The organism is Paraburkholderia strydomiana (assembly GCF_031456815.1).
Taxonomy (GTDB): domain Bacteria; phylum Pseudomonadota; class Gammaproteobacteria; order Burkholderiales; family Burkholderiaceae; genus Paraburkholderia; species Paraburkholderia caledonica.
The window spans coordinates 289503-304303 of sequence record NZ_JAVDVL010000007.1; the positions used below are offsets into that span (position 1 = coordinate 289503).

Genomic DNA, 14801 nt, shown 5'->3' on the forward strand with positions numbered 1-14801 from the left:
GCAAATTCGGTATCGGCTGGCTGCGATAATCGTCGTTCGAGGCTAACGCATCTGGAAAATGCTTAGTCATGCATAACTACCCACGCCCTCCCGATGGAAGAAGCCACCTTTTCGCTCGACCAATTCGAGCATCTCGTCTACACGCGGCAGCATATCCGGGCGTCGATCCAGCTTCTCTCGGCATTCGCGCTGCTGCAGCACAAACGCGGTCTGCTGGACGAGAGCTTTCTTGCGTCGGGCATGAGCGGCCTTGCGCCTGCAGAGCAACGCACGCGCTTCTGTACGCGGCTCGCCAGCGCGGCCTCCACGCTCTTTGCCGATCCGGAGTTCCAGCTGCCCGGTGAATGTTTCAGGCTCTTTCTGACGCTGCATGAATGGGTGGGTTTGCTGTTCTCGGTTACGCCGTTCGGCAATGCGGACCATGTCGCTTGCCAACTGAATCCGCGCGGCGTGCACGACAGACAGTTTCTTGCAGGTGACCGTTTCGTCGAGAAGCTTTGCGTGCTGTATTCAACCGGCTCTGAAATGGAGCTAGACTTGGTCGCGCTGTGGGCGTACGACAAGGTGCTTGCGGCCTCCCTCGCACTCGTCCTGCTGGCGCCGGTTTTCAAGGGTTCGCCGAGCGCGCATCTCAAGCGCGAGGCACTGATCGAGTGGCTTCCCGGCAAACTGCAGCAGATCGGCGACCTCGACGATCTGCCCACCGCGTTGCTGCACAACGCCTACATGTTTTGCAGCTACGCAGAAACGCCGCGCCGTCATGAGATCAAGCGTGACATTAATGTGCTCGTGCGCCGCAAGCTCACGCAACTCGGTTTGACCGACCTGCCGGCGCCACCGCGCAAGGCGAACGCGGCGAACCCCAAGACGTCGAAGAACGCGAAGCGCCGCAAAAAGCCGTTGATGATGGTCGTGCTCGAGTGGTTCGGCGGTGCGCATTCAATTTACCGCACGCACTCGCGCACTATCGAGGCGGCGCGCAAGCATTTCGAGGTGGTGGGCTTTGGCTTCGGCTATGCAATCGACGATATCGGGCGAGCGGTCTTCGACCGTTTTATCGAACTGCAAGACCCGGAGTACATCGGCGAATGTCTGCGGACCATTCGCGACTTTGCGGAGCGCGAAAAGCCCGACGTGCTGTACATGCCGAGCGTCGGCATGTTCGTGATGACGGTATTCATGTCGAATCTGCGCGTCGCGCCGTTGCAGATCGCGGGCCTCGGGCACCCGGCCACCACGCACTCGGACAAGATCGACTACGTGAGCGTCGAGGAAGACTATGTCGGCGATCCTGCATGCTTCAGCGAGCGCCTGATGAAGCTGCCGAAAGACGGCCAGCCGTACCGGCCTTCGGTTGCGTTGCCGGAGATCTCCGCGCGCATTCCGCCTGCGCGCGAAACACTAGAAGTGGTCATTACCGCTAGCGCGATGAAGCTCAACCCCGGTTTTCTCGCAGCGTGCCGCGAGATCGGTGCGCGGGCCGCGACGCCTGTCGAATTCCACTTCATGAGCGGCGTGCCGGCCGGCCTCGCGCTCGACCAGATGCGCGAGGTCATCGGACGCGCGGTGCCGGGCGCGGTTGTGCACGAGTTTTGTCAGTATGCGGACTACCTGGAGCGCGTCAATCGCTCCGATCTCTTTCTGAGTCCGTTCCCGTTCGGCAATACGAATGGGATCGTCGACGCGCTCACGCTCGGTTTGCCGGGCGTGTGCAAGCGCGGGCCTGAGGTATTCGAACGGATAGACGGCGCGCTATTCGAGCGCGTGGGTATGCCGCCATGGACAACGGCGGACAACGTCGAGGGTTATATCGCGGCAGCGGTGCGAATGATCGACGGACACGACGAACGCACGGCATTGCGGCAGCGGCTGATCGACACGCGCGCGGTTGAACGCTGCTTTGAAGGCCGGCCTGAGGCGTTTGCCGAAAGCGCGCTAGCGTTGATGCTGGAGAGCAGATAGGCAGCGCAATGTCAGGCGGTGGATTCACGTCACCCGGATAATGAACCGGCCGCCTGGGAGCTTACTCGTCTGTTTCGTTCGCGTCCGGGTCGGAGGGCGCCGCCAGCTTTGCCGGCGCTAGCCAGCTAAACGTGTCCAGCGTCGGGCCATGGAACGTGCATTCGGCGGCTGCGGCCAGAATCAGCTTCTTCGGCTTGTTCGGCTTCCGTGCAAGCGCATCAGCCTCCGACGCAGTGACCGCCGAAGCCGCCTGCGACACAGACGAAGCCGCCCCCACACCCGAGGCCGCCATTCTGCGTCCTGCCCGAGCGCCCGACGCTGCTCGCGCTGACGCGGCCGCTACTTCAGACGCCGTCATCACATGTTCAATGGACCCTTCCACCACGACGCGTGAGCCGTCGATTCCCGCGCCCGTATGGCCGATCTTCAGCGTATCGGTCGATTGTTCTGCCAGCTTGCTTCGCATTAACTGCTCGCACGCGTCCGAGTTCTTGTAGACAGCCGTGCAGGCCGCGAGGAGTGCTGCGGCAGTCGCAGCGCACGCGATAGTGACAATCCGAATCTTCATTGACGTTCCGTTTTTCAAGCCGTCGGGAATTGTAGCCTGGCGCCGCGCGCGAGCGCCCCGCTTGACGCCGTCCCAATAATATGTTCCTATTGCGCACTATGTACCGCGCCCAGACCACCCTATCGCTACTACTAGCCCGCTCTACCGGGCTAGGTCTGCTGCTGCGCGCTTCCATCTGAAACACCCGAAGCACCGCATAATTCCCCAGTAACTGACCCAGCCCCGGTTTCCGACCGGCGGCGCTGCTTTGCGTTCTTGTCGTCCGGTCGACTACCAGCCAGTCGAACCCACGGACGATGAAAATGTTGAAGAACCCAGCTACCAAGTACCGCTCCTTCAAGCCCATCAATTTGACGGACCGCCAGTGGCCGTCGCGCACGATCACGCGCGCGCCGATCTGGATGAGCACCGACCTGCGCGACGGCAACCAGGCTCTGTTCGAGCCGATGAACGCAGAGCGCAAGATGCGCATGTTCAAGACGCTGGTGCAGATCGGTTTCAAGGAGATCGAAGTCGCGTTTCCGTCGGCATCGCAGACCGATTTCAACTTCGTGCGAGAGTTGATCGAAGGCGGCCACATTCCCGACGACGTAACGATCGAAGTGTTGACGCAAGCCCGCGACGATCTGATCGAGCGTACGTTCGAATCGTTGCGTGGCGCGCCGCGCGCGATCGTCCATCTGTACAACGCAACAGCGCCGGAATTCCGCAAGATCGTGTTCGGGCTCGACCAGAACGGCGTCAAGGAACTCGCGCAAAAAGCCGCGCGCACGATGAAACGTCTCGCCGATGCCGCGCCGGAAACGCATTTCACGCTGCAGTACAGCCCTGAAGTGTTCAGCGGCACCGAACTCGAATTCGCGAAGGAAGTTTGCGACGCGGTGTTCGACATCTGGCAACCCACGCCTGAGCACAAGGCCATCGTCAACTTGCCGGCAACCGTCGAAATGGCCACGCCGAACGTCTACGCCGACCAGATCGAATGGATGCACCGCAACCTCGCGCGCCGCGATTCGTTGATCGTGTCGGTGCATCCGCATAACGATCGGGGCACCGCGGTGGCCGCGGCGGAACTCGCGGTGATGGCGGGCGCTGATCGTATCGAAGGGTGCCTGTTCGGCAACGGCGAGCGCACCGGCAACGTGGACCTCGTCACGCTCGCACTGAATTTGTACACGCAGGGCGTCGATCCCGGACTCGACTTCTCGAACATCAACGAAATCGCGCGCACGGCCGAGGAATGCACGCAGTTGCCCGTCCATCCGCGTCATCCGTATGTGGGCGATCTGGTGTTCACCGCATTCTCCGGCTCGCATCAGGATGCGATCAAAAAAGGTTTCGCTGTGCAGAAACCCGACGCGATGTGGGAAGTGCCGTACATGCCGATCGATCCGAACGACCTGGGCCGCACCTACGATTCCGTGATCCGTGTGAACAGCCAGTCTGGCAAGGGCGGCATCGCGTACCTGCTCGAGCAGAGCTACGGCGTCGTGTTGCCGCGCCGCTTGCAGGTGGATTTCAGTTCGGCCGTGCAGCGTTTTACCGACGACAGCGGACAGGAAGTCACGCCGTCGCAGATCTGGGAACTGTTCCAGCAGGAGTACGTGCAGAATACCGCGCCGGTGCACTACATCGGCCACAGCCTGTCCGAGCAGGACGGACGCGAGCGCATCAAGCTGACTGTCGACATCAATGGCACCCGGCGCGTGTTGAACGGCGAAGGCAACGGTCCGCTCGACGCACTGATGCACGCGATGGGTGTGCCCGTGCGCATCCAGCACTATGAGGAGCGCGCGTTGACGCAAGGCGCCGACGCCCGCGCAGTTGCCGTCGCCGAAATGGCCGGTGCGGACGTAAGCGGCAGTGCGTTCGGGGTGGGTATCGACGCCAATCTGGTGACCGCGTCGATTCGAGCGGTGATCAGCGGCGTGAATCGCGCGTATGCTCGCGTCAATGAAGAGGCGAAGGCACGGTTCTTCGAAACTGCGCTGGACAACGAAGCCGAGCGCGCCGAAGCGTAAGACACCAATAAAGTGCCTTTAATGGCCTGATATGCAAAGGGGCGCAGTTCTGAACTGGCGCCCCTTTCTTCTTTGTTGCATACCTCAGCGGCTTCCTTATCAAAGATACTCGCTCATATCCGCTTCACTCGGTCCATGCATCGGGCAAGCTGTGCGTCAACGTCGAGACGAAGCGCGCGGTTTCCTCCTGCTGCGGCCGCATGAACACATCGCGTGACGGACCCGACTCCACCACTACGCCGTTGTTGAGGAACACCACGTCACGTGCAATGGTAGCGGCGAGCCGCAAATCATGCGTCGCCATCAGCATGGTCATGCCTTCATTCGCGAGTTGCTTGAGTACTTCGACCACTTCCGCGGCGAGTCCGGGATCGAGCGCGGACGTGGGCTCGTCGCATAACAATACTTCGGGCGACGGCGCCAATGCTCGCGCGATCGCAACGCGCTGCTGTTGCCCGCCCGACAGGGTGACAGGCCATGCATCGCCCTTGTGCGCGATGCCGACCTTCTCCAGCAATTCGTCAGCGCGGGCCCGCGCCTTTTCCTTGTCCCATTTCAGCACGGTGATGAGGCCTTCCATTACGTTCTGACGCACCGTGAGATGCGGAAACAACTGGAAGTTCTGAAACACCATGCCGGTACGGCGGCGAATAGTCAGGACCGTTTCGCGCGACGGCCGCTCGTCGCGGCTGAACGTGAGTTTCTGATCGCCGATTTCGAGCGAGCCGGCCTCGGGAATTTCCAGCAGATTCACGCAACGCAACAGCGTACTCTTGCCGCTACCCGACGGCCCGATCAACGCAGTCACGTTGCCCTGCGCGAGGTGCAGGTCGACCGAGTTGAGCACACGGAGCCCGGAAAAATACTTGTCGATTTTTTCCAGTCGGATCATTAGTTGCCCGCCTGAAAGAGTGCATGACGGCCGAACTTCCGTTCAAGCCTCACTTGAGCCGACGAGAGCACCGAGCTGAACAGGAGATACACCAGCGCAGCCTCGGTATAAAGAATCAACGGTTCGTAGGTGACCGAAGCAATTCTCTGCGCTGCCTGAAACACTTCGGGCACAGTCAGCACAGCGGCCAACGACGTGTCCTTCACGAGCGCGATAAACGAGTTGGACAACGGCGGCAGCGCGACGCGTGCGGCCTGCGGCAAGATCGTACGACGCAGCGCCTGTTCGCGTGTCATTCCCATTGAATACGCGGCTTCCCACTGTCCTTTCGGGATCGACTCGATTACACCGCGAATCACTTCGGAGTTGTAGGCGCCCACGTTCAGTGAGAAGCCGATAATCGCCGCCGTCAACGGATCGAGCACGATGCCTACGTTCGGCAAGCCGTAGAAGATCACGAATAGTTGCACGAGCAACGGTGAACCGCGAAACAGCCACACGTAAAAGCGCACCACCGCCACTGCCCACTTCGGCCCAAAGAGCCGCACCAGCGCGACAATAAACGCGAGCGCGAGTCCGATTGCAAACGAAGCCAATGTGAGCGGCACAGTGAACACGAGCCCCGCATATAGCAGGGGCCACAGCGAGTGCGCCATCAGATGCAACCATGCCGGCATGATTCAGACTCGCGAAAGGCGTTTATTTGGAGACGTCTTTGCCGAAGTACTTCTGCGAGATCTTCGCGTAGGTGCCGTCTTTCTTCATATCCGCGAGCGCCTTGTTGATCGCCGCGACGAGTTCCGGGCTGCCCTTGCGAATCAGCACGGCGGACTTGTCGCTGCTTTCCGGCGATGTGTCCAGCGCGGCGATCTTCACCTTCGCATCCGGCTTGTGCTTCTTGAAGTCGAGGAACGACAGCGAATCGTTCACGGTTGCATCGACACGGCCCGCGGTCAGCAGATCGATCGATTCATTGAAGCCCTGCACGGGAATCACTTCCGCGCCGTGCGCGGCAGCGATCTTGCCGAAGTTGCTGGTCAGCGTGTTGGCGGACTTTTTGCCCTTCAGATCGTCGAAAGTCTTGATCGCGTTGTTGTCCGAGCGCACGATCAGTGCGGCATGCGACGTGATGTACGGGTCGGAAAAATCATATTTGAGCTTACGCGCGTCGGTCACCGCAACCTCGTTGATCACCGCGTCGTAGCGGTTCACGTCGAGACCGGCAATCAGGCCGTCCCATTTGCCTTCGATGAATTGCGGCTTGACGCCCAGACGCTGCGCGATCTGCGTGCCGACTTCCACGTCGAAGCCGGTTAGCTTGCCCGACTCGTCGTGATAGGTGAACGGTGCATAAGTGCCTTCCGTACCAATCCTGAACACGCCCGAGGACTTGATCTGCGCGAGCTCATCGGCGGCGAACACGGGGCTCACGGTTACCGCATGAAACAGCGCGATCAGCACGATGGAACGAATCGACTTCATGAGTGGCTCCCTAAGGTGGTCAGGACGCATGCCTGGACGCGTGTTGGCAGTCCCACCGGCGCTCGTGCCCGGCGGAGTGGGCGGACTGTAGCAAACGGCCTGCGTTTTTACAAAGGATCAGCTTTCCAATCCATATGCGCATTCATGCTAAGCCGCAGCCATCGCCTCCACTATCACATGAATTCCAACTCTACAGCAGATGTGACGACGCGGCATGCATCGCAACATGGAACATGGGCGGGACGCCATCGGGGAAAACGCGAGACAGCGGTGCCGCGGCGATTGCGCGGCGCCGAAAGGAAAGTCGGCGCGAGCTTGCCCGCCCGCGCCGCAGTCTGGAAGCTCGAGCGCTACCGCTCGATGGGATGCGGCTCTTTCAGCTTGTTCGACACGCGGATCGCGTCGAAGTAAGCAGCATTTGGCGGACGCTTCTGATACTGCCCAGCGCCTCTCACGGCTCGCAGATCGCCGTCGCTCCAGGCAAGCGCGCCGCGCGTGAGCGTATGCATGGCCACGCCTTGCACCGTCATGCCTTCGAAAACGTTGAAGTCGACTTTCTGATGATGCGTCTTGACAGAAATCGTCTTGCTTGCGTTGGGGTCCCATACGACGATATCCGCATCGGCGCCGACACGCACCGCGCCTTTACGCGGGTACAGGTTGAAGATCTGTGCAGCGTTCGTCGACGTAATGCGCACGAACTCGTTTGGCGTGAGACGCCCGGAGTTCACACCGTGATGCCACAGCACCGCCATGCGATCTTCAACTCCGCCGCAGCCGTTCGGAATCTTCGTGAAGTCTTCGCGGCCCATGGCCTTTTGCGACGCACAGAATACACAGTGATCGGTCGCGGTGGTATGCAATTGCCCGGCCTGCAAACCTCGCCACAATGCCTCGCGATGTTCGGCCGAGCGAAACGGCGGGCTCATCACATGCGCCGCGGCGCGCGTCCAGTCGGGATCGCGATATACGGCTTCGTCGATCACGAGATGCCCTGGCAACACTTCGCCGAATACGCGCAGCCCTTCGCTGCGCGCCCGCGAGATCGCATCGACAGCGTCTTTCGCGGACACGTGCACGATATACACCGGCACTCCCAGCACCTGCGCGATACGAATCGCGCGATTGGCCGCCTCGCCTTCGACTTCGGGCGGCCGTGACAGCGGATGCGCCTCGGGCCCCGTGAAGCCTTTTGCGAGCAACTGGCGCTGCAACTGGAACACCAGTTCACCGTTTTCCGCATGCACAGTGGGCAGCGCGCCGAGTTCGAGCGATCTTGAGAAACTGTTCACCAGCACTTCGTCGTCGGCCATGATCGCGTTCTTGTAGGCCATGAAGTGCTTGAAGCTCGACACGCCATGTTCATGCACGAGCGTGCCCATGTCGCGATACACCGAGTCGTCCCACCATGTCACGGCGACATGAAACCCATAATCCGCCGACGCCTTCTCCGCCCAGCCGCGCCACTGCTTGAACGCTTCCATCAGGCTTTGCTTCGGACCAGGAATCACGAAGTCGATGATGCTCGTGGTGCCGCCCGACAATCCCGCTGCAGTGCCCGTATAGAAGTCGTCGCTCGCGGTGGTGCCCATGAAGGGCAGCTCCATATGCGTGTGCGGATCGATGCCGCCAGGCATCACATACTGCCCGCCCGCATCGACGATCGCCGCGCCCGCCGGCGCTTCCAGGTCCGCTCCGATCTGCAGGATGGTGCCGCCGTCTTGCGGGTCGGCACACAACACGTCCGCTCGATACGTGTTCTCCGCGTCGATAATGGTGCCGCCGCGAATCAGGGTCGTCATGTTGCCGCCTCCTTATGAATTTGCTTGTGTCGCTGCTGCAGACACGCGTTTCTCATGCACTCGCGACGCGCGCGCTGGGTCCTTTGCTGAGTTTCATCCAGGCGCTGTACACGATCGACGCCAACGCGAGCCCGACAAACCATGCATACGTGTAGACCGTATTGAAGATCGACGGCACGTTCGCGAACGAAGCAGGAAACGCCGTGTGCAAAAAGCCCGGCAGATTCGGCAGCACACCGATCACCAGCGCGACCACAGCGCCGATATTCCAGCCGCCGGTATAGCTATATTCGCCGCGCTCGTCGAATAGTTCGCGGGTATCGAGCCGCGTGCCGCGAATCAGGAAGTAGTCGACCATCAGAATGCCTGCCACCGGACCGAGCAGCGCCGAGTAACCGACGAGCCACGTGAAGATATAGCCTTGGGTAGTCGCGAGAATCTTCCACGGCATCATGACGATTGCGATGGTCGCGGTAATCATGCCGCCGACGCGATACGAAATGCCCTTCGGCCACAGGCTCGAAAAATCATAAGCAGGTCCGACGAGATTCGCGGCAAGATTGCAGCACATCGTGTCGAGCGTGAGGATGATGAGAGCGAGGCCGACGCCAATGCCCGTCATCCGGCTCGTCAGGTCGATCGGGTCCCAGATCGCCTTGCCGTAGATCACCACGGTGGCGGACGTCACCACCACCGAAATTACCGAGAGCAAAGCCATCGGCACCGGCAAACCGATCGACTGCCCGACAATCTGGTCGCGCTGCGTTTTTGCAAAGCGCGTGAAGTCGGGAATGTTCAACGCGAGCGTGGCCCAGAAGCCGACCATGGCGGTAAGGCCCGGCCAGAAAGTCGCCCAGAACATGCCCTCCTTCTTGCCGCCCGGCACGAACTGCGAAGGCGCCGCGAGCATCGAGCCGAGTCCGCCCGCTTTCGACGTCGCCCACCAGACAAGCGCAATACACATGACGATCTTGATTGGCGCCGACCAGCTTTCGAGCCAGCGGATCGAGTCCGTGCCATGCACGATGAAGTAAATCTGCAAGGCCCAAAACACCAGGAAACACGCGAGCTGTGCAATGGAAATGTCGATGAACGGCAACGCTGCGCCGTGCAGCGCGTTGCCGGTGAGAATGTTCAACAGCGTATAGATCGCGCTGCCGCCAAGCCACGTTTGAATGCCGTACCAGCCGCAGGCCACAATGGCGCGCAGCATTGCCGGCAGTTTGGCGCCCTGCGTGCCGAACGACGAGCGCACCAGCACTGCATATGGAATGCCGTGCTTGGCGCCCGCGTGGCCGATCAGCAGCATCGGCACGAGCACGATCAGGTTGCCTAGCAGCACGGTCAACACCGCTTGCCACGGCGACATACCCTCTTCAGTCAATCCGGCCGCGAGCATGTACGACGCAATGTTCATCACCATGCCCACCCACAGCGCTGCAAAGTGATACCAGCGCCAGGTGCGCTGCGCGGGGCCGGTGGGTGCAAGGTCGTCGTTGTAAAGACTGCTGCCTTGCGCGCCGGCCGCGAATTGCGGATCGACGGGTTGCGCGGTCTGCTTCATCGAAAGATCTCCACTAGATCGTTGAAGCCCGCGCGGCTTCTGTCGGCGCGTCGGGCGTTAGAGAAAACACCGGTTCGGTACAAGCGCTGCGCTAACAACTGCGCTTACAACGATTTCGCCCTGTATTTCAGGCGGCTTTTGCTGCGTGGGCGGGTTCGGCGTTCGCTGACTCTGCCTCTACCTCACCAGCCGGAGCATTCACTCGCGCCGGATTGTTCGGATGCGTAGTCCAGTTCGCGTATTCGCCGTTGTCCACGCGCTCCATGGTGATGCATTGCTCGACCGGACACACATGCATGCACAGATTGCAGCCCACACATTCGGAGTCCATCACTTCAAAATGCCGGACGCCATCTTTTTCTTTCATGATCGCCTGATGCGCAGTGTCCTCGCATGCGATATGACAGAGGCCGCATTGAATGCACTTGTCCTGGTCGATGCGTGCCTTGATGTCGTACTTGAGGTTCAGATACTTCCAGTCGGTAACGTTGGGCACGGCGCGGCCGCGAATGTCGTCGAGCGTCGCGTAGCCCTTTTCGTCCATCCAGTTGGCAAGACCGTCGGCGAGATCCGTGACAATGCGAAAACCGTAGTGCATGGCCGCGGTGCAGACCTGCACGCTGCCCGCGCCCAGCACCATGAATTCGGCTGCATCGCGCCAGGTCGAAATGCCGCCGATACCCGAAATCGGCAGGTTCGGCGTCTCCACGTCACGCGCGATTTCGGCGACCATGTTCAATGCGATCGGCTTGACCGCCGGGCCGCAGTAGCCGCCGTGCGTGCCCTTGCCGTCAACCATCGGCAACGGTGCCATTGCGTCGAGATCCACGGCGACGATCGAGTTGATCGTGTTGATCAACGACACGCCGTCCGCACCGCCCTTGTATGCCGCGCGCGAGCCGAGCCGGATGTCGGTGATATTCGGCGTGAGCTTGACGAGGCACGGCAGCTTCGTACCTTCCTTGACCCAGCGCGTGACCATCTCGATGTACTCGGGCACCTGGCCGACCGCCGCGCCCATCCCCCGTTCGCTCATGCCGTGCGGACATCCGAAATTCAGTTCGACTGCATCGGCGCCGGTGTCTTCCACGAGCGGCAAGATCCACTTCCAGTCGCGCTCATTGCACGGCACCATCAGCGAAACGATCATGGCGCGTTCGGGCCAGTCGCGTTTCACCTGTGCGATTTCACGCAGATTGACGTCTAGCGGGCGGTCGGTGATCAACTCGATGTTGTTGAGCCCCGCGATGCGTTGACCGTTCCATTGCACCGCGCCGTAGCGCGAACTCACGTTGACCACGTGCGGGTCCAGGCCGAGTGTCTTCCACACCACGCCGCCCCAGCCGGCTTCGAACGCGCGGTTCACGTTATAGGCTTTGTCGGTCGGCGGCGCAGACGCGAGCCAGAAGGGATTTGGCGATGTGATGCCGGCAATCGTACAGCGCAGATCGGCCATGTTCGGCTCCTTGGGGACGGCTATTTTGTTGTGTCTTCCAGTGCTGTGCAGCGAGCCACGCTACGCGGCTTTCACGGCGGTGCGAGCGAATTGCGCATCGATAGCGGCGGCCGCAAGCTTGCCGTCCTGCACGGCTTGCACGGTCAGGTCGATACCGCCCGTGGCCGCACAATCGCCGCCCGCCCAGACGCCGGCAAGCGACGTCTGCCCGGTTGCATCGACAGCAATGCGGCTGCCGTCGAGCGTCAGCAACTCGCGTTCGATTCCCACCGGCACGAGCGTCTGGCCAATCGCCTTGAGCACCATGTCCGCTTCGATCACGAAGCGCTCCTGGTCGCCCCCGCTCACTGTGCGTTCGAACTCGACGCCCGTCACCACGCCGCCCTCGCCGATCAAACGTACTGGCGTTGCATGCGTGATGAGCGTGACGCCGCTCGTTTGTGCGAAGTCGCGTTCGGCCCATGTCGCGCTCATGGATTCAACGCCGCGCCGATACACCATCGCTACCGATGTCGCGCCGAGCTTGCGACTTTGCACAGCCGCATCCACCGCGGTATTGCCTCCGCCGATCACGACGACGCGGCGGCCCACCGGCACCGTGCCGAGATCGCGTGCGCTCCGAATCTGCTCGATGAAATCCACCGCATTCACCACGCCGCTCAGGTCCTCGCCGGCCATGGCGAGTGCGCGCACGCCGGTTAGGCCAATCGCGAGAAACACGACGTCGTGTTGCTTGCGTAGCGTATCGAGGTCGATGTCGCGCCCTAGCGCAACGCCATTTTTTATTTCGATGCCTCCCACGGAGCACAGCCATTCCACTTCACGCTGCGCGAAATCGTCGACTGTTTTATAGGCGGCAATGCCGTATTCGTTGAGACCGCCGGCTTTGTCGCGAGCGTCGTAGAGGGTGACGTCATGGCCCGCCAGTGCAAGGCGATGCGCGCACGCGAGCCCCGCAGGCCCCGCGCCTATGACTGCGACGTGCCGACCGGTCGCGGGCGCCCGCTTGAACAATGCTTCGCCGCGCGCCATCGCCCAGTCGGTTGCATGACGTTGCAGTGCGCCGATCGCCACCGGCTTCGCGTCCTGATGATTGCGCACGCAAGCGCCTTCACACAGAATTTCGGTCGGGCACACGCGCGCGCACATGCCGCCGAGCGGATTGGCCGACAGAATGTCCACCGCCGCGCCCTTCAGGTTGCCGTTGCCAATCTTGCGAATGAAGCTGGGAATATCGATCCCGGTCGGACAAGCGTTGACGCAAGGCGCGTCGTAACAGTAGTGGCAACGGCTCGCTGCCGCGGCGGCGGCGCTTGCGTCGAGCAAAGGTGCAATGTCGGAGAACTCGCAGGAAAGCTGCTCGGGCGACAGGCGTTGCGCGGCGATGTCGCCGGTTTGCTTGATAGCCATACACGTTCCTTCTGTCGATTTGAGGACGCAGCCGCACCTGTCGGCTCTCGCGTGAGCGAAGCCCGGACGGCATGTTTTTCTGGCGCTACGGTGAAGCTGTTAAAGCAGGTAATCCGGCTCGCGATCAGAAGCCAGGACGGCGCTCGCCAGCCGCATTGATCGGTGCACTATGAAACCGGCTCGCACGCACGCTCCAGCATCGCATGGAGCAATACGTTCGCGCCGGCTTCGATCCATTCGAAGGAGGCGTCCTCGATTTCGTTATGGCTGATCCCGTCGACGCACGGCACGAACACCATTGAAGTGGGCGCGACTTGCGCGAGATAACAGGCGTCGTGCCCCGCGCCGGACACCATGTTGCGATGCGAGTAACCGAAGCGCTCGGCCGCTGCGCGCACCGACTTCACGCAAGCTTCGTCGAACGCAACGGGCTCGTAGTAAAAGATCTGTTCGAGTTCGGTTTCGAGACCGATGCCGCTCGCGATCTGCGCCACGCCTTCGCGCAACGCGGCATCCATCTTCGCCAGCACGGCGTTGTCCGGATGCCGGAAGTCGACGGTAAAGAACACTCGCCCAGGAATCACATTGCGCGAGTTCGGATAGACCTGCATCATGCCGACCGTCGCGCACGCGAGCGGCGCATTATCCAGCCCGATTCGATTGACGAGGTCGACTACTCGCGCGGCGCCGAGCAGCGCATCGCGCCGGCGCGGCATCGGCGTCGGACCCGCGTGCGCCTCCTGTCCCGTCAGCGTGATTTCGTACCAGCGCTGACCTTGCGCGTCCGTGACCACGCCAATGGTTTTCTGCTCGGCTTCGAGAATCGGCCCCTGCTCGATATGCAGTTCGAACGCCGCATGCAATCGGCGACCGCCGCACGGCACATCGCCCGCATAGCCGATGCGCTGCAGTTCCTCGCCGATCGTCTTGCCATCTACGTCTTTGCGCGACAAACCGTATTCGAGCGAGAACACGCCCGCGAACACGCCGGACGCAACCATGGCCGGCGCAAAACGCGAGCCTTCCTCGTTGGTCCAGATCACGACTTCGACAGGATGCTCGGTCTCGATGCCATGATCGTTCAGACTCCGAATCACTTCGAGACCGCCCAGCACGCCGTAAATGCCGTCGAAGCGGCCGCCCGTCGGCTGCGAGTCCGCATGCGAGCCGGTCATCACAGGCAGCGCATCGGGATTGCGTCCTGCCCGGCGCATGAACACGTTGCCCATCTGATCGACACTGACTGTGCAGCCGGCTTCCTTCGCCCAGCTAACGATCAGGTCTCGCCCTTCCTTGTCGAGGTCGGTCAGCGCAAGGCGGCATACGCCGCCTTTAGGCGTTGCACCGATCTTTGCCATCGTCATCAGGCTGTCCCACAGCCGCTTGCCGTCGATCCTGATCGACGTAGCGGGCTCTGCCCGCTTTAGCGCTTCGGATACCGCGTTCATTCGTCTCGCTCCTTCCGGTGAACCGACATGAAACTGGTGCATGGGCGGCGGCTTTTGGGGCGTCTCCGCACGGCTGCGGTGCAGGTTCCATGCGCCTGGTTGCTTCTCATAGCGAGGGCTAACCCTGGTGCATGTCCCGCTTTCTCAATCCTGTCCAGTTGGACAGGTTGTAGACGATTAACTCCGCCAAATCAAT

The 14801-nt window shown here is 61.3% G+C and carries 11 protein-coding genes; 2 read left to right on the plus strand and 9 right to left on the minus strand.

Annotated features, from left to right (window positions below; translation table 11 throughout):
- Positions 1-93 precede the first annotated feature (93 nt).
- Positions 94-1962 (plus strand): glycosyl transferase family 1, encoded by a 1869-nt coding sequence (locus J2W46_RS20785; protein WP_310355798.1) that lies wholly within the window; start codon positions 94-96, stop codon positions 1960-1962.
- A gap of 61 nt (positions 1963-2023) precedes the next feature.
- Here J2W46_RS20785 and J2W46_RS20790 read toward each other — a convergent pair whose 3' ends face one another.
- Positions 2024-2530, minus strand: a complete 507-nt coding sequence (locus J2W46_RS20790; protein ID WP_310355800.1) for a hypothetical protein — start codon at positions 2528-2530, stop codon at positions 2024-2026.
- A gap of 302 nt (positions 2531-2832) precedes the next feature.
- Between J2W46_RS20790 and leuA the strand changes: the two genes are divergently transcribed.
- Positions 2833-4551, plus strand: coding sequence for a 2-isopropylmalate synthase (gene leuA / locus J2W46_RS20795; protein ID WP_310355802.1), 1719 nt, complete (start codon positions 2833-2835; stop codon positions 4549-4551).
- 124 nt (positions 4552-4675) lie between these two features.
- On the opposite strand, the gene J2W46_RS20800 is transcribed toward leuA, so the two are convergent.
- From J2W46_RS20800 to J2W46_RS20835, 8 genes are all read right to left on the minus strand, one after another.
- Positions 4676-5443 (minus strand): amino acid ABC transporter ATP-binding protein, encoded by a 768-nt coding sequence (locus J2W46_RS20800; protein WP_310355804.1) that lies wholly within the window; start codon positions 5441-5443, stop codon positions 4676-4678.
- Positions 5443-6120, minus strand: coding sequence for an amino acid ABC transporter permease (locus tag J2W46_RS20805; protein ID WP_310355806.1), 678 nt, complete (start codon positions 6118-6120; stop codon positions 5443-5445). Before J2W46_RS20805 ends, J2W46_RS20800 begins: the two co-directional genes overlap by 1 nt.
- A 22-nt stretch (positions 6121-6142) precedes the next feature.
- The gene (locus J2W46_RS20810; RefSeq protein ID WP_020065410.1) at positions 6143-6925 is read right to left on the minus strand and encodes an amino acid ABC transporter substrate-binding protein; all 783 of its coding nucleotides are present in this window, start codon (positions 6923-6925) and stop codon (positions 6143-6145) included.
- Between the two features lie 350 nt (positions 6926-7275).
- Positions 7276-8727, minus strand: a complete 1452-nt coding sequence (gene hydA / locus J2W46_RS20815; protein WP_310355808.1) for a dihydropyrimidinase — start codon at positions 8725-8727, stop codon at positions 7276-7278.
- Between the two features lie 52 nt (positions 8728-8779).
- The gene (locus J2W46_RS20820; protein ID WP_020065408.1) at positions 8780-10291 is read right to left on the minus strand and encodes an NCS1 family nucleobase:cation symporter-1; all 1512 of its coding nucleotides are present in this window, start codon (positions 10289-10291) and stop codon (positions 8780-8782) included.
- A gap of 127 nt (positions 10292-10418) precedes the next feature.
- Positions 10419-11747, minus strand: a complete 1329-nt coding sequence (gene preA / locus J2W46_RS20825; protein WP_310355810.1) for an NAD-dependent dihydropyrimidine dehydrogenase subunit PreA — start codon at positions 11745-11747, stop codon at positions 10419-10421.
- Between the two features lie 60 nt (positions 11748-11807).
- Positions 11808-13157 (minus strand): NAD(P)-dependent oxidoreductase, encoded by a 1350-nt coding sequence (locus J2W46_RS20830; RefSeq protein WP_310355812.1) that lies wholly within the window; start codon positions 13155-13157, stop codon positions 11808-11810.
- 167 nt (positions 13158-13324) lie between these two features.
- A complete protein-coding gene (locus J2W46_RS20835; RefSeq protein ID WP_088174812.1) occupies positions 13325-14605 on the minus strand; it encodes a Zn-dependent hydrolase in 1281 nt (426 codons plus the stop codon).
- Between the last annotated feature and the right edge of the window lie 196 nt (positions 14606-14801).

What these genes read in the sequence shown, in the direction of transcription:
- J2W46_RS20785 (WP_310355798.1), top strand. Translation starts at nt 94, where the DNA reads ATGGAAGAAGCCACCTTTTCGCTCGACCAATTCGAGCATCTCGTCTAC.
- J2W46_RS20790 (WP_310355800.1), bottom strand. Translation starts at nt 2,530, where the DNA reads ATGAAGATTCGGATTGTCACTATCGCGTGCGCTGCGACTGCCGCAGCA.
- leuA (WP_310355802.1), top strand. Translation starts at nt 2,833, where the DNA reads ATGTTGAAGAACCCAGCTACCAAGTACCGCTCCTTCAAGCCCATCAAT.
- J2W46_RS20800 (WP_310355804.1), bottom strand. Translation starts at nt 5,443, where the DNA reads ATGATCCGACTGGAAAAAATCGACAAGTATTTTTCCGGGCTCCGTGTG.
- J2W46_RS20805 (WP_310355806.1), bottom strand. Translation starts at nt 6,120, where the DNA reads ATGCCGGCATGGTTGCATCTGATGGCGCACTCGCTGTGGCCCCTGCTA.
- J2W46_RS20810 (WP_020065410.1), bottom strand. Translation starts at nt 6,925, where the DNA reads ATGAAGTCGATTCGTTCCATCGTGCTGATCGCGCTGTTTCATGCGGTA.
- hydA (WP_310355808.1), bottom strand. Translation starts at nt 8,727, where the DNA reads ATGACGACCCTGATTCGCGGCGGCACCATTATCGACGCGGAGAACACG.
- J2W46_RS20820 (WP_020065408.1), bottom strand. Translation starts at nt 10,291, where the DNA reads ATGAAGCAGACCGCGCAACCCGTCGATCCGCAATTCGCGGCCGGCGCG.
- preA (WP_310355810.1), bottom strand. Translation starts at nt 11,747, where the DNA reads ATGGCCGATCTGCGCTGTACGATTGCCGGCATCACATCGCCAAATCCC.
- J2W46_RS20830 (WP_310355812.1), bottom strand. Translation starts at nt 13,157, where the DNA reads ATGGCTATCAAGCAAACCGGCGACATCGCCGCGCAACGCCTGTCGCCC.
- J2W46_RS20835 (WP_088174812.1), bottom strand. Translation starts at nt 14,605, where the DNA reads ATGAACGCGGTATCCGAAGCGCTAAAGCGGGCAGAGCCCGCTACGTCG.